Annotated in this window: 19 protein-coding genes; all 19 read left to right on the forward strand. The window is 52.1% G+C overall.

What is annotated here, in order from left to right:
* Nucleotides 1-9 precede the first annotated feature (9 nt).
* Entirely contained in the window at nt 10-948 is a 939-nt protein-coding gene (argF, locus tag EBB54_RS07795; protein WP_125126999.1) for an ornithine carbamoyltransferase, read from the forward strand.
* A gap of 15 nt (nt 949-963) precedes the next feature.
* Nucleotides 964-1,815, forward strand: a complete 852-nt coding sequence (locus EBB54_RS07800; protein ID WP_004079574.1) for a dimethylarginine dimethylaminohydrolase family protein — start codon at nt 964-966, stop codon at nt 1,813-1,815.
* Nucleotides 1,816-1,891: 76 nt separating this feature from the next.
* Nucleotides 1,892-2,878: an NAD(P)-dependent oxidoreductase gene (locus tag EBB54_RS07805; protein ID WP_125127000.1), complete on the forward strand. Its 987-nt coding sequence runs from the start codon at nt 1,892-1,894 to the stop codon at nt 2,876-2,878.
* A 56-nt stretch (nt 2,879-2,934) separates the two neighbouring features.
* On the forward strand, nt 2,935-3,885 hold the full coding sequence (gene arcC, locus EBB54_RS07810; protein ID WP_125127001.1) for a carbamate kinase: 951 nt from the start codon (nt 2,935-2,937) through the stop codon (nt 3,883-3,885).
* Between the two features lie 86 nt (nt 3,886-3,971).
* Nucleotides 3,972-5,333 (forward strand): YfcC family protein, encoded by a 1,362-nt coding sequence (locus EBB54_RS07815; RefSeq protein ID WP_243127585.1) that lies wholly within the window; start codon nt 3,972-3,974, stop codon nt 5,331-5,333.
* Nucleotides 5,288-6,601: a YjiH family protein gene (locus tag EBB54_RS07820; protein WP_125127002.1), complete on the forward strand. Its 1,314-nt coding sequence runs from the start codon at nt 5,288-5,290 to the stop codon at nt 6,599-6,601. The genes EBB54_RS07815 and EBB54_RS07820 overlap by 46 nt, the downstream gene beginning before the upstream one ends.
* 469 nt (nt 6,602-7,070) lie before the next feature.
* A complete protein-coding gene (locus tag EBB54_RS07825; protein ID WP_125127003.1) occupies nt 7,071-8,411 on the forward strand; it encodes an ATP-binding protein in 1,341 nt (446 codons plus the stop codon).
* A gap of 191 nt (nt 8,412-8,602) precedes the next feature.
* On the forward strand, nt 8,603-9,148 hold the full coding sequence (gene spoVT, locus EBB54_RS07830) for a stage V sporulation protein T (RefSeq protein WP_004079565.1): 546 nt from the start codon (nt 8,603-8,605) through the stop codon (nt 9,146-9,148).
* Nucleotides 9,149-9,334: 186 nt separating this feature from the next.
* On the forward strand, nt 9,335-9,718 hold the full coding sequence (locus EBB54_RS07835) for a TIGR04086 family membrane protein (protein ID WP_004079564.1): 384 nt from the start codon (nt 9,335-9,337) through the stop codon (nt 9,716-9,718).
* 262 nt (nt 9,719-9,980) lie between these two features.
* Nucleotides 9,981-10,847: a transporter substrate-binding domain-containing protein gene (locus EBB54_RS07840; RefSeq protein WP_193554341.1), complete on the forward strand. Its 867-nt coding sequence runs from the start codon at nt 9,981-9,983 to the stop codon at nt 10,845-10,847.
* A 17-nt stretch (nt 10,848-10,864) separates the two neighbouring features.
* The gene (locus EBB54_RS07845) at nt 10,865-11,551 is read left to right on the forward strand and encodes an amino acid ABC transporter permease (RefSeq protein ID WP_004079560.1); all 687 of its coding nucleotides are present in this window, start codon (nt 10,865-10,867) and stop codon (nt 11,549-11,551) included.
* A 16-nt stretch (nt 11,552-11,567) separates the two neighbouring features.
* Nucleotides 11,568-12,353 (forward strand): amino acid ABC transporter ATP-binding protein, encoded by a 786-nt coding sequence (locus EBB54_RS07850; protein ID WP_125127005.1) that lies wholly within the window; start codon nt 11,568-11,570, stop codon nt 12,351-12,353.
* A 264-nt stretch (nt 12,354-12,617) separates the two neighbouring features.
* On the forward strand, nt 12,618-14,051 hold the full coding sequence (purB, locus tag EBB54_RS07855; RefSeq protein WP_004079555.1) for an adenylosuccinate lyase: 1,434 nt from the start codon (nt 12,618-12,620) through the stop codon (nt 14,049-14,051).
* 23 nt (nt 14,052-14,074) lie between these two features.
* The gene (gltX, locus tag EBB54_RS07860; RefSeq protein WP_125127006.1) at nt 14,075-15,535 is read left to right on the forward strand and encodes a glutamate--tRNA ligase; all 1,461 of its coding nucleotides are present in this window, start codon (nt 14,075-14,077) and stop codon (nt 15,533-15,535) included.
* A 55-nt stretch (nt 15,536-15,590) separates the two neighbouring features.
* Nucleotides 15,591-17,447 carry an ATP-dependent helicase gene (locus tag EBB54_RS07865; protein ID WP_125127007.1) on the forward strand — a complete coding sequence of 619 codons (1,857 nt, stop codon included), beginning with the start codon at nt 15,591-15,593 and terminating at the stop codon, nt 17,445-17,447.
* An 86-nt stretch (nt 17,448-17,533) separates the two neighbouring features.
* The gene (locus EBB54_RS07870) at nt 17,534-18,526 is read left to right on the forward strand and encodes a sugar ABC transporter substrate-binding protein (RefSeq protein ID WP_125127008.1); all 993 of its coding nucleotides are present in this window, start codon (nt 17,534-17,536) and stop codon (nt 18,524-18,526) included.
* A gap of 50 nt (nt 18,527-18,576) precedes the next feature.
* Nucleotides 18,577-20,295: an alpha-amylase family glycosyl hydrolase gene (locus EBB54_RS07875; RefSeq protein WP_125127009.1), complete on the forward strand. Its 1,719-nt coding sequence runs from the start codon at nt 18,577-18,579 to the stop codon at nt 20,293-20,295.
* 21 nt (nt 20,296-20,316) lie between these two features.
* Nucleotides 20,317-20,922, forward strand: a complete 606-nt coding sequence (locus tag EBB54_RS07880; protein WP_125127010.1) for a DUF5662 family protein — start codon at nt 20,317-20,319, stop codon at nt 20,920-20,922.
* Entirely contained in the window at nt 20,919-21,443 is a 525-nt protein-coding gene (gene lepB / locus EBB54_RS07885; RefSeq protein ID WP_004079543.1) for a signal peptidase I, read from the forward strand. The genes EBB54_RS07880 and lepB overlap by 4 nt, the downstream gene beginning before the upstream one ends.
* Nucleotides 21,444-21,456: the final 13 nt, after the last annotated feature.

A 21,456-nucleotide genomic window follows, 5' to 3' on the forward strand; every position in this document is an offset into this window, starting at 1 on the left:
GAATGCATCATGAGAAACAGATTCAGAGGAAAAGATTACCTTGCATTCAAGGATATGGACAGAGAGGAGATTGAGTTTATCGTAGATTTATCTCTTGATTTTAAAAAGAAATGGGCGGCGCGCGAACCCCACGAATATCTGAAAGGACAGGTCTGGGCGGCGCTGTTTGAAAAAAATTCTACGAGAACAAGAAACGCATTCCAGCGTGCGGCGGCAGACTTGGGCATCACCACCGTGTACCTGCGTCCGGACGAACTCCAGAGCGGAAGAGGGGAACCGCTGAAAGATACGGCGCGTATGTTCGACCGCTACTATGACGGGCTGTTCATCCGTACCTTCGGACATGAGATCGTGGAGGAATATGCAAAATGGATGGATCATCCGGTAATCAACGGGCTCACCACACTGGCTCATCCGACACAGGGGATCGCGGATCTGATGACGATCAAAGAGAAAAAAGGCGGATACAAAGGAATCAAGATCTGCTACGCAGGAAATCTCTACAATGTCTGCTACACCACCATGATTATGTGCGCTACACTGGGAATGGACCTGTATGTGGCAAGGCCGGAGGGAATGGAACCGGTTCAGGAGATCTATGAGGAGACCATGAGAAGGGCGGAAGCTACAGGCGCTAAGATCGTATTCACCAGCGACTTCGACGAAGCATTAAAAGACGCGGATATCGTATACGGCATGTCCCATTACAGCATGGGCCAGGCTCCGGAAGAGGTGGAACGTCTGAAAAAAGCTTTCCATCCCTATCAGGTGACAATGGAGGCTATGAAAAAAGCAAAGAAGGACGCCATCTTCATGCACTGCCTGCCGGCATATAGGGGAATCGACGTAACCGATGAAGTGATGGAATCCGAACAGTCCGTAGTATGGGACCAGGGCGAAAACAGAATGCACTCGATCAAGGGAATTTTGGCCGCGGTGGCAAGATAAGAGGAGGAAGAGGACATGTCAGAAGTATTCGTATCAAACGCAACAAACGTATTAAAAAAGGTGCTGGTCTGCTCACCGAAATATTATGTATTCAACGCCATCAATGAGATTACAAAGAGCTGGATGGAAAAGGGAGAGACCGAGCAGAATGACCTGATGGTCAAGGAGTGGAACGAACTGATGGACGCGTACCGCGCCAACGGGGTAGAGGTTGTGGAGATGACGCCGGACCCGTCCATGGAAGTCCAGACATTTGCAAGAGACTTCGGCGCATGTGTAAAGGAAGGGGCGATCATAGGCAAATTCCGCCATCCGGCAAGACAGGTGGAGACGGCGGCTTATGAGGCGAAGTTAAAAGAGATCGGGGTTCCCGTGATCGCGCGCTGCAACGCAGGCTGCTTCGAGGGCGGAGACTTCTGGATGATCGACGAGCATACGCTGGCATTCGGAGAAGTAGACCGTACAGATCAGGCCGGCATTGCGAACCTGCGGGAGCAGCTTGCGAAATTCGGTTATACCGTAGTAGGAGTTCCCTGTCCGCCTGCAAACCTGCATCTGGATATGGTGTTCAACATTGTCGCGGAAAAGACCTGCATCGCGGCGGTAGACGAACTGCCCTACAATTTTATCCAAATGCTCAAACGCCGCAATTTTGAGATCATTCCGGTGGAAAGCGAGCTGGTATTTAAGCATGGCTGCAACGTGCAGGCGCTTGGAGAGGGCAAGGTCCTTGCAATCAAAAACAACAAATCCGTCAATGACAAAATGAAAGCCATCGGCCTGGACGTCATTGAGGTAGACCTGTGCCAGATCCTCAAAGCAGGCGGCGGCCCGCACTGTATGACGTTCCCGGTTCAGAGGGCATAAGAAAGACAGCGTAAAGTATCGTATAGGCAATCCATTTGCTGTGCAAATTGGTTACATATTAGAGGAAGCTTAAAATATGAAAATTTTGATAAGCGATTACAGGGCATCTATGATGCCCTCCCACGATTATGAAATCCAGGTGCTGAGAAAAGGGCTGCCGGATGCGGAGATCGAAGTATACGAGTATTCAGATGAAAAGCGGGCGGAATTTTATGAGAAACTGCAGAATACAAACGCCCTTCTGACCGCGTTTATCCGGATGGACAGAGAAGCCCTTGAACATGCGCCGAATCTGCAGGTGATTTCGATCAACGCCACCGGATATGACTGCGTGGACCTGCCGGAGGCGACAAAACGGAGCATCGGGGTCTGCCCGGTGGGAGAATACTGCACCTGGGACGTGGCGGAACATACCATTGCCCTGATGCTGGCATTGAATAAGAATCTGAAAGAGTACACCTATGACATCGAAAAAAAACATGTCTGGGAGTACAGCATATCCAACATACCGACGCGGATCTCGAATCAGACGCTGGGCATTTTCGGGTTCGGAAAAATCGGAAAAGCTGTAGCAAAAATGGCCCGGGGACTGGGAATGCAGGTGATCGCCATGGACATTGCCGACAAGAAAGAAGAGGCAGAAAAGCTTGGCGTGGAGATGGTGACCGCAGAGGAAATTTATGAGCGCGCGGATGTGATCTCCAACCATATGAATCTGGGCGCAGGGAACCGGGATTATTTTACGATCCGTGAATTTCGCAGGATGAAAAGGCATCCCATCTTTTTGAATATGGCCAGAGGGGTGTCCATCAACGAGGAGGATCTGGCTCAGGCGCTGGACGAAGGCATTCTGCGCGGGGCCGGGCTGGACGTGCTCTCTGACGAGACGCCTAAGCTGGAAGGCCATCCCCTTGTAAACAGAAGGAATCTGATCATCACCCCCCACGCGGCATTTTTCTCAAAGGAGGCATTCGAAGATATGCAGAGAATTTCCTGCGAGAATATTGTACATTTTGTAAAGGGTGAGAAGGAAAACGTATTCCGGCTTGTAAATGAAGTGTAAGAGACAAGGATGCCGAAAAAGACAGACCGTTTTCGGCATCTTTTCAGGAGGAAGCTATGAGTGAGAAAACAAAAATTGTCATCGCCCTGGGCGGCAATGCGCTGCAGTCAAAGGGGACGGCCCCGACGGCAGAGGCCCAGCTTGAAGTTGTAAAAAGAACCTGTGAATACATTGCGGAGATCAGCGGCAGAGGATATGAGATGGCGCTTGTCCATGGAAACGGACCCCAGGTAGGCCGCATCATCCTTGCCAGCGAGACGGCAAAGGATGTGGTGCCGCCCATGCCCTTCGATGTATGCGGGGCAATGTCGCAGGGATACATCGGCTACCATCTGCAGCAGGCGCTCAGCTACGCGCTGAGTAAGAGAAACCGGAATGTGCCGGTTGTGACGCTGACGACGCAGATGGTCGTGGAAAAGGCAGACCCGGCATTCCAGAATCCCACAAAACCCATCGGAGGGTTTTATACGGAAGAGGAAGCGAAGAAGCTGACGGAAGAAAAAGGCTACAATATGAAGGAGGACGCGGGACGCGGCTGGAGAAGGGTGGTGGCATCCCCGCTGCCCAGGAAGATCAAAGAGATCCATGCGGTGCGGGAGCTCTGGAAGGATACGATCGTGATCACATGCGGAGGAGGCGGCATTCCGGTTGTGGAAAATGCGGACGGTACGACCCAGGGGGTAGACGCGGTCATTGACAAGGATTTTGCGGCAGAGCTTCTCGCGGAGCAGGTAGACGCGGATATCCTTCTGATCCTGACCGAAGTGGAGAAGGTGGCGGTTAACTTTCATAAGCCCGATCAGAAGAACCTTTCCCATATGACCCTGGCCGAGGCCGGAACGTATATTGAAGAAGGACATTTTGCGGCGGGCAGTATGCTGCCGAAGGTAGAAGCCGCGATGAAATTCGTACGCTATAATCCCAGTAAAAAAGCGATCATTACATCTCTGGACCAGGCAGTGCAGGCTTTGGAGGGGAGAACTGGAACTGTGGTTACATTTGCATAGGAGCAGGGCTGCTCTTTATACCATTGCATGCAGAAAAGCTGCCGGCGGCAGGTTTTCTGTATGGAGAGGAAAGGAAGGAGGGTAACATGTCCAAGGATGTTACAAAAAAAGAAAAGAAGGCGCCAAGCGCATATGTGGTGATTTTCCTGATCACGGTGGTGGTGGCGGTATTGACCTGGATCATTCCGGGAGGCGTGTATGAACTGGATGAGGCCGGAAATGCCATTGCCGGAACCTATGCAGGCGCAGAGTCGAACCCGCAGGGAATCTGGGATATCGGAATGGCGCCCATCAACGGAATGAATGGTGCTATCGCGATCTCGCTTTCCATTATGCTGTTCGGATCATTTCTGCAGATGATGGATGAATCAGGCGCCATTAAGATTTACTTAAGCAACATTGCGAAAAAATTCCAGACAAACTACCATGTGCTGATCTGGGTGCTGGTATTTATCATGGGAGTGATGGGGACGACGGAAGGCTGCTATGAGGAAGGGATCATCTACATGCTGATGTTTATGCCCATCATCATGGCCCTCGGTCTGGATACGGTGGTAACGGTTATGATCATCGTATTCGGTACACAGGGCGGATGCCTTGCCTCCATCATCAACCCCTTTGCCGTGGGCGTGGCATCCGGAATCGCGGGAATCAGCCCCGGGGAGGGGATGCTGACCCGTATCATCCTGTTCGTTGTGGTACTTAGCCTGATTTCCATTTATATCTGCCGGTACGCGGATAAGGTGAAGGCAGATCCTACAAAATCTTCCCAGTATTACAGGCGGGAGGAGGACATCAAAAAGTATCCCATCGAAATGGACGGGGACAAGAAGCCGACAAAGGAGCAAAAGTATTCCATCATCGTATTCATCATGGTATTCGTGATTCTGATTATAGGCTGTATCCCATGGACATCCTTGAACGAGAACTTTACGTTCTTCCAGGATTTCGTGACATGGATCGGAACGGTTCCGGTACTCGGAACGGTTCTGGGCAGGAACATCACACCGTTCGGAGACTGGTATTTCGGAGAGATCAGCCTGCTGGTGCTTGTAGGGACCTTCATTGTGGGAATGATCCACCGCCTGGATATGAATAAGATCATCGACATCGTGATGCAGGGGGCCGCGTCGGTTGTGCCCACCGCCCTGGTAGTGCCGATGGCAAGAGGAATCCAGGTCCTGATGTCAGACGGAGGAATCACATCCACCATTTTACACTTTGGGGAATCCACGCTTTCAAGCCTTCCGCCGGTGGTATTTGTACTGGTCTGCATGGTCTTCTATTTCGCGTTTGCGTCCCTGATGCCGAGTTCCACGGGGCTGGCCGCCGCAACCATGTCCATCATGGCTCCTCTGGCTGTATATGAGCAGTCAGATGCAAAACGCATTGGGGGTACCATATGGGAAAGAAAAACATTGGAAAATTTTTGTTCATATCCTGCATAGGTGTTGTGAGTTTTCTGATACCATTTCACTTTGAGGGGAGCACGAATATTCTGGTCGGAATTTTAACGACCCTGGTGAAACGCCTGCTTTCACCGGTCTCAAAAGCTGTCGTATTGCTTTTGATTGCGGGATCTGCGGCGGGGTCTTCTTACGATTACGTTATGGGGAAAAAAGGAAAGGAAGTACCGGAATGGGTGCACAGACGTTTCGGTGTTTCGGGAATTTATCTGGCAAGCAAGATCTTTACGCTGGTGATGGTATTTATGTGCAACTTTCATCTTCTGCCGGAGCATGTCATCCGCGCGTCGCAGGATATGGTGGAGCTGGGGAGCACACTGCTTGCCCTGGCAATCGCTTTGAGCTTTCTGCTCTCGTTTTTGACAGACGGCGGGCTGATGGAATTTTTCGGTGAGATTACCCGGCCCTTTGTAAGGCCCATGTTCCGGGTGCCGTCGGATGCTTCGCTAGATCTGATCGCCTCCTGGGTGGGGGCGTCCAATGCCGCGGTGCTTTTGTCGGCCGAAAAATTCAGGAAGGGGTATTATACCAAAAGGGAAGCGGCGATTGTGATGTGCAATTTCTCACTGGTATCCATCCCGTTTTGCATGGTCGTCGCGGAGGCGGCGAAGGTGGAACCGTATTTTCTGCCCATGTACCTTCTGCTCTGCGGGCTGGGAATCTTTCTGGCGATGGTCCTGCCCAGGATCTATCCGCTGAACCGTCTGGAGGACGTGTATGTGGCGGACAGGCCGGAAAGAAGGAAGGCAGGGGAACAGAATTTTTTCAGCAGGGCTGTGGCAAGCGGCTGCGGGGCGGCTGAAGATTTTTCGCTGCAAAAAGTATGGAAAACAGGGATCAATACCATGGCATCCATCCTCCTGAACCTGATGCCCATCGGAATCGGATGGGGAATCTTAGGGATGCTTACGGTGAACTATACGCCCATATTTGGCTGGCTCTCGTGGCCGATGGGGTGGATTCTGCATCTTTTGGGAGTGGAGTCCGCATTTGCGGTGGCTCCGGCCACGCTGGCAGGCTTCATTGACATGTACATCCCGGCGCTGCTGGTGACGGGGATTGCAAGTGTCAGGACACGGTTTGTCATTGCGTCGCTGTCGCTGATCCAGATCATCTATATCACGGAGGTGGGCGCGGTGGTCCTGCAGGCAAAGCTGGGGGTAGACTTAAAAAGACTGGCGGTGATCTTCATGGAAAGGACTCTGATCGCCCTTCCGATCATCGTATTGGCCAGCAGGCTGATCGTTTGAAAATGCTGCAGGGAGGTTAAGGAAGGTTTGCCGTAAGGATTCAGAAAGACTTTGTAAGTGAAAATTGCTACAAGGAGGCCAGGCCAAAGCAATAATAGGTCTGGTTTTCTCAATGATTTTCTCTGCATCCACCCTTTCAATGATGGGTATGTAAAACAGAGACATTTGCAGAAAGCGGCGTAACAGCAGCAAACTGCTTTGTATATAATCTTTCAAGAGTTTCCCGTAAGGAGACTCTTTTGTTGTATGGAAAGGATAAAAATTCATGCTATGCACCATGCTTTTGTGGTATAATTTATTTTAGATTATCGTATTTACATGATTGGGGTGCCCAAATACCTTATAGAAAAGAATATATACATTTCGACAGAGTGCTTTGAAGAGAGCAGAAAAGATTTGGTGGAATGGTATAAACGGTATACATAAAAAATAGCACTAAAAATATCAGGATTGAGGTGGAGGCTATAAAATGGCAGAGAGTCAAAATATAGAATGGAAAGAATCGTGGCGTGACGAATATCTTAAATGGATATGTGGATTTGCAAACGCGCAGGGCGGCAAAATATATATTGGAACACGAGATGATGGAATAGTAATTGGAGTCAATAATCCAAAAAAGCTGTTAGAGGATATTCCGAACAAAATTCAAAATAAATTAGGAATTATGGCGGATGTGAATCTGCTTACTGAAGATGGATTGGATTATATTGAGATTGTCGTCAATCCATGGTCATTTCCTGTAAACTATAACGGAGAATATCATTACAGAAGCGGCAGTACAAAACAATTGCTTCGGGGAAATGTATTGACAAATTTTTTGATGACCAAGACTGGATTGAAATGGGATGCGGCAACAATATCCAATATCGGAGTAGATAATTTGGATCAGGAAAGCTTTGATATTTTTAGAAGAGAAGCTTTACGAAGCGGGCGTATGACAAAAGAAGATTTGGATATTACAAATATCGAATTACTGGAAAAACTGGACTTAGTAGTAGATGGAAAACTTAAACGTGCAGGGGCATTGTGTTTTTACCGTGAACCGGAAAAGATTATTGGTGGATGCTATGTAAAAATTGGCAAATTTGAAGGCAGTGAGTTATTATATCAGGATGAAGTGCATGGTTCTTTGCTTATTTTGGCAGACAGGGTGATTGACCTGATTTATTTGAAATATTTGAAAGCGGCAATTTCTTATTACAAAGAAACCAGAGTGGAAACATATCCTTTTGCACGTGATGCCGTAAGAGAAGCCGTTTTTAACGCTTTGATTCATTGTAATTGGGCAGACAATGTTCCAGTACAGATACGTATTGAAGAGGATGCTATGTATATCAGTAATTGTAGTATGTTACCCTTTGGCTGGACGGCTGAGACACTTTTAAGCACACATGTATCAAAGCCATACAATCCTGATATTGCAAGAGTATTTTATCGAGCAGGATATATTGAAAGTTGGGGACGAGGTATTCAGAAGATTCGGGATGCATGCAAAAGTCTTGGAGCGGATGAGCCTGAGTATATTGTTCATGGAGAAGATATCATGGTGAAATTTTCTGCCTTCCAAAGTGCCAAAGTTTTAGATACCAAAGCCCTAAATGTCACAAAAGATGTCACAAAGGATGTCGCAATAGAAATAAAAATATTAGCTTTGATTAAAGAAAATGCATCTATTACTTCTACTGAAATGGCCCGGCAGCTGTCTGTTAACAGACGAACAATTCAGAGAGGTTTGGATGTATTAAAGAGTAAAGGGACGATAGAGCGCAAGGGTGGTAAACGATACGGTTATTGGGAGGTTTACGAATAGTTTTCGCATTCCTATCGTACCATTACCAGACGGGAAATCCTGCAGGGATTTTTTTGAGGCATATCCGCACAAAACCGGCCTTGCCGGGGTGAAAATTTTTCTTTTTTTGAAAAGGGCAATCAGGTATAAAATGCCTTCATTTACAAATAATAGAATCACGACAGAATTTGCAGATGGAGGTATCATAAATTATGAAAGCTACAGGAATTGTACGCAGAATAGATGATCTGGGCAGAGTTGTGATTCCAAAGGAGATCCGTCGGACGCTCCGTATCCGGGAAGGCGACCCGCTGGAGATTTTTACCGACCGGGAAGGGGAAGTGATCCTGAAAAAATATTCCCCCATCGGGGAGCTTGGCGCCCTGGCGAAGCAGTATTCGGAGAGCCTGGCGCAGACGATGAACTGTACGGTGTGCATCACGGACACGGACCAGATCGTGGCGGCGGCGGGGAACGGAAAGAAGGAGCTCCAGGACAAATATATCAGCAAGGATCTGGAAAAGGTGATCCAGCAGAGGGAGCATATCCTTGCAAAGGCGGACAGCAACAAATTTATCCGGATCGCGGACGGCGACGTGGATTATCAGGAGGAGGCCGTGTGTCCGATCCTCTGCGAAGGGGACGTGATCGGTTCAGTGGTCTTTTTAAACCGGGATGAAAAGAAAAAAATGGGCGAGACGGAACAGAAGGTGGCCATGAGCGCGGCCGGATTTCTGGGACGGCAGATGGAACAGTAATATATACCTTATGAAACGGCCGAATGGCCATAACGGGGTGCCCTTGGGTATACCTTATGAAACGCTGCCGGCGGGCGGAAGGTGTCCGCCGGTAAAAATCAATGTCCCCGGAAGGGCATATTTTTTCGAAAGCCATCATAGACTGTATCAGTAGATACCGGTGAAGGTGGAATGGGAGGAGAAAGTATGGATAAAAAAAAGAAGGGGCAGGAGATTGAAAACCTGGTGATCTGGATGCTGAAATCCTTATTGTGCGCTTACATAATCAGCGGTCTTTTGCTGTTGCTTCTGACGTTTCTGCTTTATAAATTCAACATCAACGAGGGCAAGGTGGCGGCAGGGATCATCATGATCTACGTGGTATCCACCTTCGTGGGAGGATTTATCATCGGGAAACTGTCAGGCACCCGGAAATTTTTATGGGGGCTGACCTGCGGCATCCTTTATTTTGCCCTGCTTCTGCTGGTGTCGCTGGGAGTCTACCGTTCCCTGCAGGGGGACGGGGCAAACGTGGTGACCACGTTCCTGCTCTGCGCGGGAGGAGGGATGCTGGGCGGAATGATCTCATAGACCTCAGAAATGTCACGGAACAAAAAAGACGGATCGTCAGGCCCGGAAGGGGGTGCAGCAGCCTCCCGCCGGGCTTTTTCACGCTGCTTTGATTCCGGTCAGACAGCTTGGCCGGGCAACGGTTCCCGCCGGTCAGGTATTTTGATAATACATACGCATTTTTATGTTGACTTTAATCTGGTAAACTGCTAATATATAAAAGTGCTTTGCGCACAGACAGATGACAGAAACAAAGAATCGATACAATAAGGAGAAGATGAGAATGAAAAAGTTAGCTGCTATGATGTTGACACTGCTTATGATCGCTTCCCTGGCGGCATGCGGCAATTCCGGCAATTCGGACGATGCAGGGGATTCCAATGGAGATACGGCAGGCAGCGCTGCCGAAAGCCAGGAGGAAGACGGCGCTTCCGCTTCGGACAGCGATATGGCTTATGTGAAGGAGAAGGGAACGCTGGTCGTAGGGATCACGGAATTTGAGCCTATGGACTATAAGGATGAGAACGGAGACTGGATCGGCTTCGACGCGGATATGGCCAAGGCATTTGCGGAAAGCCTGGGCGTGGAAGTGGAGTTCGTGGAGATCGACTGGGACAACAAGATCATGGAGTTAGACGGCAAGACCATCGACTGCGTATGGAACGGCATGACCCTCACCAGCGAGGTGACCAGCGCCATGGAATGCTCCAAGGCTTACTGCAACAATGCCCAGATCGTGATTGTGCCCGCGGATGTGGCGGACAAGTATCAGGACAAAGACAGCTTGAAGGATCTGACCTTTGCGGTGGAGGCGGGAAGCGCCGGCGAGGAACAGGTCAGCGCATTGGAACTGGAATATACTGCCGTAAAGGCACAGTCCGATGCACTGATGGAGGTGGCTTCCGGTACATCCGGTGCCGCGGTTATTGACTCCCTGATGGCTGCCGCCATGGTAGGGGAAGGGACAGGCTACGGGGATCTGACTTACACAGTAGGGCTCAACAGCGAAGAATACGGCGTCGGTTTCAGGAAAGGTTCCGACCTTGCGGCGGCGCTCAATGAGTTCTTCGCGGAAAGCTATGGAGACGGCAGCATGATGGAAACTGCGGAAAAATACGGAGTGGATGCCGCAATCGTGGAGCAGTCTTAAGAGAGCAGGATACATACATGGAATTGATTTTAGAACAGATGCCGATTGTCATCCGCGCGCTGAACGTCGGCTTTATACAGACCTTAAAGCTGTTTTTTGTGACCCTGATCGGCGCATTTCCGCTGGGGCTTGTGATCGCCTTCGGCTCTATGTCCCGGTTTAAGCCGCTGAGCTTTGTCACCAAGATTATTGTCTGGATCATCAGGGGGACCCCTTTGATGATCCAGCTTCTGATCATCTATTATTTTCCCGGCCTTGTGCTTCATACCCCCATCTGGGGCGGCGGTGAGGGGGGCCGGTTTCTGGCGGCGGCGGTGTCCTTTATCCTCAATTACGCCTGCTATTTTTCCGAGATCTACCGGGGCGGCATTCAGGGCGTTCCTGTGGGCCAGGAGGAAGCAGGGCTGGTGCTTGGAATGACCAGGAGCCAGATCTTTTTCAAGATCACGCTGCTGCAGATGATCAAACGGATCGTTCCGCCCATTTCCAACGAGATCATTACGCTGGTCAAGGATACGTCCCTGGCGCGGATCATCGCGCTGCAGGAGATCATCTGGGCGGGACAGGCGTTCATGAAAGGCTCCCAGGGGATTTCCGGCGCCATCTGGCCCCTGTTTTTTACAGCGGTGTATTATCTGATCTGGAACGGAATCCTGACCATGCTGCTGGGACGGCTGGAAAAGAAGCTGGATTATTTCAGATAGGGAAGGAATGGAGAAGATGCCCATATTAGAAGTAGAACATATATGCAAATCCTTTGAACATACAGAAGTCTTGAAGGACATCAGCTTTTCCCTGGAGAAAGGGCAGGTGGTTTCCATCATCGGCTCTTCGGGAAGCGGGAAGACCACCCTGCTTCGGTGCCTGAACTTCCTGGAGCGGCCCGACAAAGGAATCCTGCGGGTCAACGGGGAGGTTTTGTTTGACGGGGATGATCCCCTGACCATGCAGGAGTCGGAGATCCGGAAAAAGCGCCTGCACTTCGGTCTTGTGTTCCAGTCCTTCAACCTGTTTCCCCAGTACACGGCCATGGAAAACGTCATGCTGGCGAAGGAACTGCTGGCAAAACAGCAGCCGGACTATAAGGCGAAAAAAAAGGAAATCCATGAGGAGATCGAGGAGCAGGCGAAATCCCTGCTGAACCAGATGGGGCTTTCCGACCGGAGGAACAACTATCCCCATCAGCTCTCCGGAGGCCAGTGCCAGCGGGTGGCCATTGCCCGGGCGCTTGCGCTGCAGCCGGATATCCTCTGCTTTGACGAGCCCACGTCCGCGCTGGATCCGGAGCTCACCGGGGAGGTCTTAAGAGTCATCCGGGAGCTGGCGGACCAGAACACCACCATGATCATTGTCACCCATGAGATGGCCTTTGCCCGGGATGTGGCGAACCAGGTGATCTTCATGGACGACGGATACATTCTGGAGCAGGGCGATCCGCAGCAGGTGTTTGAGCATCCGAAGGAGGAGCGGACACGCCAGTTTTTGTCAAGATTTACACAGGGTTAATCACAGGGAACCGCAGGGAAGCAGCACGGACATTTGGTATGTCCATGTATCGGATCTGCGGTTCCTGTTCCTTTTTTATATGCTTTTATATGGAGAAAAATGTCCGGGGGCGGGTTTTCCGTATTGATTTTCATGGGGGCATGTATTATAATCGTCCTGGAGACGGAACAGATTTCGGCGGCCATTTTGCGGTGGAAACCGGCCGCGGCCGGCAGGCAGTTCATCTGCCGGGCAGACCGGTTATAGAGTATGGAGGAGACAGATATGAGTATGGATCGCTATGTAAGCCCGCTTTCGGAGCGGTATGCCAGCAAGGAAATGCAGTACATTTTTTCACCGGACAAGAAGTTCCGGACATGGAGGCGGCTGTGGATTGCCCTTGCCGAGACGGAGAAGGAGCTGGGACTCAATATTACCCAGGAACAGATTGATGAGCTGAAGGCTCACGCGGATGACATCAATTATGACGTGGCAAAGGAACGGGAAAAAATGGTCCGCCATGACGTGATGTCCCATGTCTATGCCTATGGAGTGCAGTGCCCTAAGGCAAAGGGAATCATCCACTTAGGCGCCACCTCCTGCTATGTGGGGGACAATACGGATATCATCGTGATGTCCGAGGCATTGAAGCTGGTGCGCAAAAAACTGGTCAATGTGATCGCGGAACTGGCAAAGTTTGCGGAGGCCCAGAAAGACCAGCCCACTTTGGCGTTTACCCATTTCCAGCCGGCCCAGCCTACCACCGTGGGAAAACGGGCGACTCTCTGGATGCAGGAATTTGAGATGGACCTGGAAGACCTGAATTATGTGCTGGGCAGCTTAAAGCTCTTAGGCAGCAAGGGAACCACAGGTACCCAGGCCAGCTTTTTGGAGCTCTTCGACGGAGACCAGGAGCGGATTGAGCAAATCGACCCCATGATCGCGGAGAAGATGGGATTTTCGGCATGCTATCCGGTATCCGGGCAGACCTATTCCAGAAAGACCGATACCAGGGTGCTGGGCGTACTGGCCGGCATCGCTGCCAGCGCACATAAGCTTTCCAATGATATCCGTCTGCTGCAGCATTTGAAAGAAGTGGAGGAGCCCTTTGAAAAGACCCAGATCGGATCTTCGGCCATGGCCTACAAGCGAAACCCCATGCGCAGCGAGCGGATCGCCTCCCTCTCCCGGTATGTGATGATCGACGCCCTGAATCCGGCCGTCACCTCCGCCACGCAGTGGTTTGAGCGGACGCTGGATGATTCGGCAAACAAGCGGCTCAGCGTGCCGGAAGGCTTTCTGGCCATTGACGGAATCCTGGATTTGTGCCTGAATGTGGTGGACGGGCTGGTGGTCTATCCGAAGGTGATCGAGAAGCGGCTCATGTCGGAGCTGCCCTTCATGGCAACAGAAAATATCATGATGGACGCGGTGAAAGCAGGCGGCGACAGGCAGGAGCTCCACGAACGGATTCGGGAGCTTTCCATGGAAGCAGGGAAAAATGTAAAAGAGCGGGGCATGGACAACAACCTGCTGGAGCTGATCGCGGAGGACGCGGCATTCAACCTGAGTTTGGATGATCTGAAGAAGGCCATGGATCCTGCCAGATACGTGGGACGCGCCAGGGAGCAGGTGGATGCTTATCTGGAGCAGGTGATCCGTCCGCTTCTGGAGGAAAATAAAGAGCTTCTCGGCCTGAAGGCGGAGATCAACGTATAATCAGTCAGAAATGGAGATAAGAGATGAAAAAAGTAAGGACAAGATTTGCGCCCAGCCCTACAGGGAGGATGCATGTAGGAAATCTGAGGACGGCGCTTTATGCATATCTGATCGCAAAACATGAAGGCGGAGACTTTATTCTCAGGATTGAGGACACCGACCAGGAGCGGTTTGTGGAAGGGGCCCTGGAGATCATCTACCGGACCCTGGAAAAGACGGGACTGGTTCATGACGAAGGGCCGGACAAGGACAAAGGGGTGGGTCCCTATGTGCAGAGCCAGCGCCAGGCATCAGGCTTATATCTGAAATACGCGAAGCAGCTTGTGGAGCAGGGGGATGCCTACTACTGCTTCTGCGACAAGGAACGTCTGGACTCCCTGCGGACCTCGGTTTCCGCGGACGGAACGGACATCGTGGTGTATGACAAGCACTGCCTGGGACTGAAAAAGGAAGAGGTGGAAGCCAACCTTGCTGCGGGAAAGCCCTGGGTCATCCGGCTCAATGTCCCAAACGAGGGAGAGACCACCTTCCACGACGAGATCTACGGGGATATCACGGTGCCCAACCAGGAACTGGACGATATGATCCTGATCAAGTCGGACGGCTTTCCTACCTACAATTTTGCAAATGTGATCGACGACCATCTGATGGGGATCACCCACGTGGTGCGGGGCAACGAATATCTTTCCTCCGCGCCCAAGTACAACCGGCTGTATGAAGCCTTTGGCTGGGACGTGCCGGTGTACGTACACTGCCCGCTGATCACCGATGAGGAGCACAAGAAGCTGAGCAAGCGGTGCGGCCATTCCTCCTATGAGGATCTCATCGACCAGGGCTTTGTGTCGGAAGCGGTGGTAAACTATGTGGCGCTGCTCGGCTGGTGTCCGTCCGACAACCGGGAGATCTTCACGCTGCAGGAGCTGGTGGAGGCATTCGACTACACCCATATGAGCAAATCACCGGCCGTATTTGACACGGTGAAGCTGAAATGGATGAACGGGGAATATTTAAAGGCCATGGAAGAGGAACGCTTCTATGAGCTGGCGAAGCCTTATATCCGGGAAGCGGTTTCTAAAGACCTGGATCTGAAAAAGATCGCGGCGCTGGTAAAAACCCGGATCGAGATCTTACCGGATATCCGGGAGCAGATCGATTTCTTCGAGGCGGTTTTGGACTATGACCTGTCCATGTATACGCATAAGAAGATGAAGACCAGCCCGGAGACCTCCCTGGCCGTGCTAAAGGAGCTTTTGCCGGTACTGGAAGGGCAGGAGGATTTCACAAACGACGCGCTGTTTGAGACCCTGAAGGGTTACGCGTCGGAGAAGGGATACAAGATCGGCTACGTGATGTGGCCCATCCGCACCGCGGTTTCCGGGAAGCAGAACACCCCCGGCGGCGCTACGGAGATCATGGACGTGCTGGGAAAAGGGGAATCCTTAAAGCGCATCCGCGATGCCGTCGTAAAGCTGGAAGAAGCATAAGAGGGCACGTTGTGATCCGGCGGAGGAAAAGCAGGTAGAGAAAAAAGGAGCAGGAATTTATTTGAATGAGGCACAGAAACGGGCGGCTGCCCACGGAGAGGGTCCATGCCTTGTGCTGGCAGGACCGGGTTCAGGGAAGACCCTGACCATCGTAAACCGAGTCAAATATCTCATAGAGGAACGCAGAGTAAGACCAGAAGAAATTCTGGTCATTACTTTTACAAAATATGCCGCCCAGGAGATGCGGCTTCGGCTCAAGGCGCTGATGGAAGGCAGGCGGCTTTCGGTGACCATGGGGACCTTTCACGGGATCTACTACGGGATTTTGAAATGGGCCTACCGCCTGGGCCCTGAAAATATTCTTTCCGAAGAGGAGAAGTACCGGATGCTCCGGCAGATCGTGAGCAGGCAGGAGACGGAGATCTTCGACGAGGAAGAATTTCTGCAGGGGATCGCCACGGAGATCGGCGTTCTCAAGAACCGCCGCCAGGACCCCGGGGAATTTCAGCCGGGGCAATGCACGGCGGAAACCTTCTGCAGCATTTACCGGGAGTATGAGTCTATGCGCAAAGAAGCGAAAAAAATAGACTTTGATGATATGCTGGTTTTATGTTATGATCTATTCAAAAGGCGGCCGGATCTTTTGAAACGGTGGCAGGAGAAGTTCCGGTATATACTGGTGGACGAATTTCAGGATATCAATTTGGTGCAGTACGATGTGATCCGGATGCTTGCGGCGCCGGAACACAACCTGTTCGCAGTGGGGGACGACGACCAGTCCATCTACGGCTTTCGAGGCGCGGATGTGAAGCTGATGTTCCGGTTTTTAAAGGACTATCCGGAGGCAAAAAGGATGCTTCTGGACGTGAATTACCGCTCCGCGGCCAACATTGTGCGCCATGCCCTGCAGGTCATCGGCCACAATGAGGTCCGGTTTGAAAAGAAGATCCGGACCCAGAAGCCGGCGGGAACTCCGCTGCATATCCAGGAGACGCTGGATTCCGAGGACGAGGCCGCCTATGTGGTCTCGGAGATCCAAAAAAGGCTGGAGGAGGGAGTCCCCGGGGAGCAGATCGCCGTTTTGTTCCGGGTGCACACCGACGCGCGGGCGCTGGCCGGGCAGCTTGTGAAGCAGAAGATCCCGTTTTTCATGCGGGATTCCATGCCCGACCTTTACCAGCATTTTATCGCAAAGGACATCCGGGCCTACCTGCGCCTGGCAGGAGGCGGCAGGGACCGGGCGGACTTTCTGCAGGTCATGAACCGGCCGGTGCGCTACCTGTCCCGGGAGTCCCTGCCGGAGGGGCGTACCGTGGCCTTTGAGGATCTCAGGAAGTTTTACTGTGATAAGGAATGGATGCAGGACCGGATCGACCAGTTTGAGTGGGATTTAAAGATGCTGGAAAAAATGGCGCCCTATGCCGCAGTCCAGTATCTTCGGAAAAAGATGGGCTATGAGGACTACCTGCGGGGGTATGCAGAGTCGAAAGCCGTCCAGCCCTCAGAATATCTCGACGTGCTGGGGGAGCTGGAAGAATCCGCCAGGCCCTTTGCGTCCCGGGAGCAGTGGATTGACCATATGCAGGAATATACTCAGGCGCTGAAAGAGCAGAAGCAGAAAATACAGGAACAAAAAACAGGGGTCCGCCTGCTGACCATGCACGCCTCCAAAGGGCTGGAGTTTGACACCGTCCTGATCATCCAGGCAAATGAAGGCAGGATTCCCTACAAGCGGGCCTTAAAGGAGCAGGGTGCGGAGGAGGAGGAGCGGCGGCTCTTCTATGTGGCCATGACCCGGGCAAAGGAAGTGCTCAGGATCACCTATGTTACGGTAAAAAACGGCAGGGACGCTTCGCCGTCCCGCTTTGTAGAAGAACTGCTTCCCGAAAAAGGAGGACGCCCGGCCGGATGACCGGAATCCATGATTTTCCAGGAATAAAAGCAGGCTTCTATTGACAAACCTTCAAAACAGGTTAGAATAAAACTGGGAGGTATGATATGAAACAAAAAATATTCCGTATGTTTTTTCCGGCGCTTCTGGCCTGTTTTATGCTGGCCGGCTGTAAGAAGAGCGTAGGGACGCCGGAAGACAATGCCATCGTAGAGGAGGAACCCGGAGAAGAAGAGGAGGATACGGGGTATGTGTTCGGATATAGCTGTATCGACATGGACAACCCTTACTTCGACACTCTGCGGCGTTCCCTTGAAAATACATTGGGAGAAAATGAATACCGGCTGATCTCCAAAAATCCGGGCTCCGATGCCCAGGTGCAGGCTGCCCAGCTTCAGGAACTGATGGACGAAGGGGTGGACGCGGTCTTTCTGTGTCCGGTGGACTGGGAGGCTGTCACGCCGGCCCTGGAAGCGCTGCAGGAGGCCGGGATTCCGGTGATCAATATCGATACCCAGGTGAAGGAAGAAAGCCTGACCAAGGCATACATCGGCTCAGACAACCGGAACGCCGGATATGTCTGCGGGGAAGATCTGAAAAAACGCTGTCCCGGCGGCGGGAAGATCCTGCTTCTGGAATGCCCCTCCATAAATTCCATCAACGAGCGGATCACCGGTTTTGAACAGGCCATCGCGAATGCGGGCTTTGAGGTGCTGGACCGGGCGGATGTGAACGGAGAAAAGGAAAAGGCAAAGGAGGCGATGGGAGAATTTCTGGAAAAATATCCGAAGATCGATGGGGTGATGTGCGGGAATGACCAGGTGGCTTTAGGGGCCCTGGAGGCAGTCAAAGAATCCGGGCGCCAAGGCATCCGGATCTACGGCGTGGACGGTTCGCCGGATGTGAAGCAGGAGATCGCAAAGCCGGACAGCCCCATGACGGCAACCGGGGCGCAGTCGCCGATTCGGATCGGGAAAGCGGCGGCGGAGACCGGGATCGCGATCCTGGACGGGGAGAAGTTTGAAACAACGACTTATGAGGATACATTTCTGATCGACAAGGGAAACGTAGAGATGTACGGAACAGATGGCTGGCAGTAGGTAAAGGGCACTAGATCACTTGGAGGAAAGACTGATAGGAGGAAGGGCATATGAAGAAAGTGGAAGGATACCCGCAGCCGTTGGGTGTGACGATCAAGCAGGACAAGGTGAATTTTGCAGTTTCCGTTTCATCCGGAAAGAAATGTGAGCTTCTGCTCTATCGTGCAGGAAAGACAGAACCGGCTCAGGTGTATGAGATGCCGGAGGAAGAAGGACTGGGGGAAATCCGCTTTCTGGCAGTGGAAGGACTGGATGTGCAGAAATATGAATACAATTTCCGGATCAATGAAAAAGTCGTGCTGGATCCGTATGTACGGGAGCTGGCCAGAACCAGAAAATTCGGGGAAGTGCCCGACGCAGACCTGCACCGGGTGCGGGGACGGTTTCCCACATCCTTCTACGACTGGGAGGGAGACCATATATTGAAGCTGCCCTTTGAGGAGGTGGTGGCGTACAGCCTTCATGTCCGCGGGTTTACAAAGCATTCTTCCTCCGGGGTGAAACAGAAAGGGACCTTTGCCGGGATCGTGGAGATGCTGTCCTATCTGCAGGAGCTGGGGATCAACCAGATCCAGTGTATGCCCATCTACGAATTTGACGAGTCTTTCGGAAGCCGGCTGAATTACTGGGGCTACGGAGGCGGTTATTACTTCGCGCCCAAAGCGGCCTACAGCGCGTCGGGCCATGCCGCGTCGGAGCTCAAGGACATGGTGAAGGCGTGCCACAGAGCCGGGATCGAGGTGGTGCTGGAGATGCCCTTCGAGGAGGGGATTCAGACCCAGACCGCCATCGAATGCCTCAAATATTATATGCTGGAATATCACATCGACGGATTCGTGATCAATCCCTACAATGTGTCATGGGACTGCCTGACCCGGGATCCGCTGCTGAAAGGAACCAAGATCATGCAGAAGGATGAAGGGTTCCAGAATACCATGCGGCGGTTCCTGAAAGGGGACGAGGATATGGTGAATCCGGTGATCCATGCCCTGCGCCTGAACACCAACGCCAATGGAAAGTGCAACTATATCACGACCCATACCGGGTTTACACTGAATGACCTGGTGTCCTATGAGGCGAAGCACAACGAGGCCAACGGGGAGCGCAACCTGGACGGCCCCAATTACAATTACAGTTGGAACTGCGGGGCGGAAGGGCCCAGCAGGAAGCGCTATATCGTAAAGCTTCGGAAAAAGCAGATTCAGAATGCCCTGCTTCTCCTGCTCACGGCGCAGGGGACGCCCTGCCTTCTCGCGGGAGACGAATTTTGGAATACCCAGAAAGGGAACAACAACGTGTACTGCCAGGACAACGAGACATCCTGGCTGGACTGGAGCAGACTGAAACGGGACGACAGCCTGTTTCAGTATGTGAAAACGCTGATCGCGTTCCGCAAGGCCCACCCATCCCTCCGCCAGAAGTCCCCGCTGACCGGGACGGACCGGAACGGATGCGGGCTGCCGGATGTGTCCTACCACGGGGAAAACGCGTGGCAGGTGCCTGCGGAAGTTTACAGCCGCCAGTTGGGGGTGCTCTACTGCGCGGCCGGGGAAGAGGAGGATTACTGCTTTATCGCCTACAATATGCACTGGCTGAAGCACTCCTTCGCGCTGCCGGCGCTGCCTAAGAACCGGGAGTGGCATCGGGTGATCGGGACGGAGGAGGACGCCGCGGGCAGGCAGGAGGAAGACCAGAAGCGGATCGAACTGCAGGCGCGCAGCATTGTGGTCCTGACCGGAGAGCAGAAAGCGGCCGGGAAGGCAAAGTGATATGGAAAGAGAGTGGTTGATATGATCAAAGCGGCTGCGCATTTTCGCACCATCACAAAGCATAAAATGCTGGTCATGAAGGAGTGCTTCCAGGTGGGTCTCTACCGCCAGGGGCTTCTCCATGACCTGTCAAAATATACATGGACGGAGTTCCGGGTGGGATGCCGGTTCTACCAGGGCAGCCAGAGTCCCAACAACGCGGAGAGGAAGGCAAAGGGCTGCTCCCTGGCATGGCTGCACCACAAGGGAAGGAATAAGCACCACTATGAATACTGGGTGGACTACGGGCTGGACGGAACGAAGCGTCTGATCGGGATGCGGATGCCGGTGAAGTACGTGGTGGAGATGTTTTTGGACCGGATCGCGGCCTGCAAGGTGTATAAGGGGAGTGCGTACCGGGATTCTGATCCCCTGGACTACTTCCGCAAGGGCGGCACCGACGACTATGTGATGCATGAGGAGACGAAAAAGCTTCTCACCGGGCTGCTGCGTATGCTGGCAGAAAAAGGGGAGGAGTTTACCTTCCGCTATATCCGGGAGAACGTGCTTGGAAAACGGAAAGGGATCGGGGGGATACTTGGAACCGTAAAAGCACCCAGGATACACAGGAGATATATACAGGTATGAACAGGAAAAGAAAAATCATCTCTGAAATCTTAGACTGGTCCAGGACGATCCTCATTGCCCTTATCGTGGGATTTGCGGCCAGCAAGGTATTGATCACCAGCGCCCAGGTTCCCACCGGCTCCATGGAGGATACGATCATGCCCGGAAGCCGGCTGATCATCAACCGGATTGCCTATGCGGTATCAAAGCCTAAGCGGGGGGATATCATCGCGTTCTATTTTCCGGACGATGAGGAAACGGTGTACCTGAAAAGGATCATCGCGCTGCCCGGGGAGACGGTTGAGGGAAAGAACGGCAATGTTCTGGTGGACGGAGAGCCTTTGGAGGAGGATTACGTGACGGAGGAGATCGACAGCGACTTCGGCCCCTATTATGTACCGACGGACATGTATTTTGTGATGGGGGATAATCGGAACGATTCCTGGGATTCCCGTTTTTGGGATCATAAGTTTGTGGCGAAAAAGAAGATCATCGGAAAGGCGGAGATGGAATATTTTCCGAAGATCAAGCTTCTGTTCTGAGCCATCATGCAAT

Source organism: Schaedlerella arabinosiphila (assembly GCF_003885045.1).
GTDB classification, from domain to species: Bacteria; Bacillota; Clostridia; order Lachnospirales; family Lachnospiraceae; genus Schaedlerella; species Schaedlerella arabinosiphila.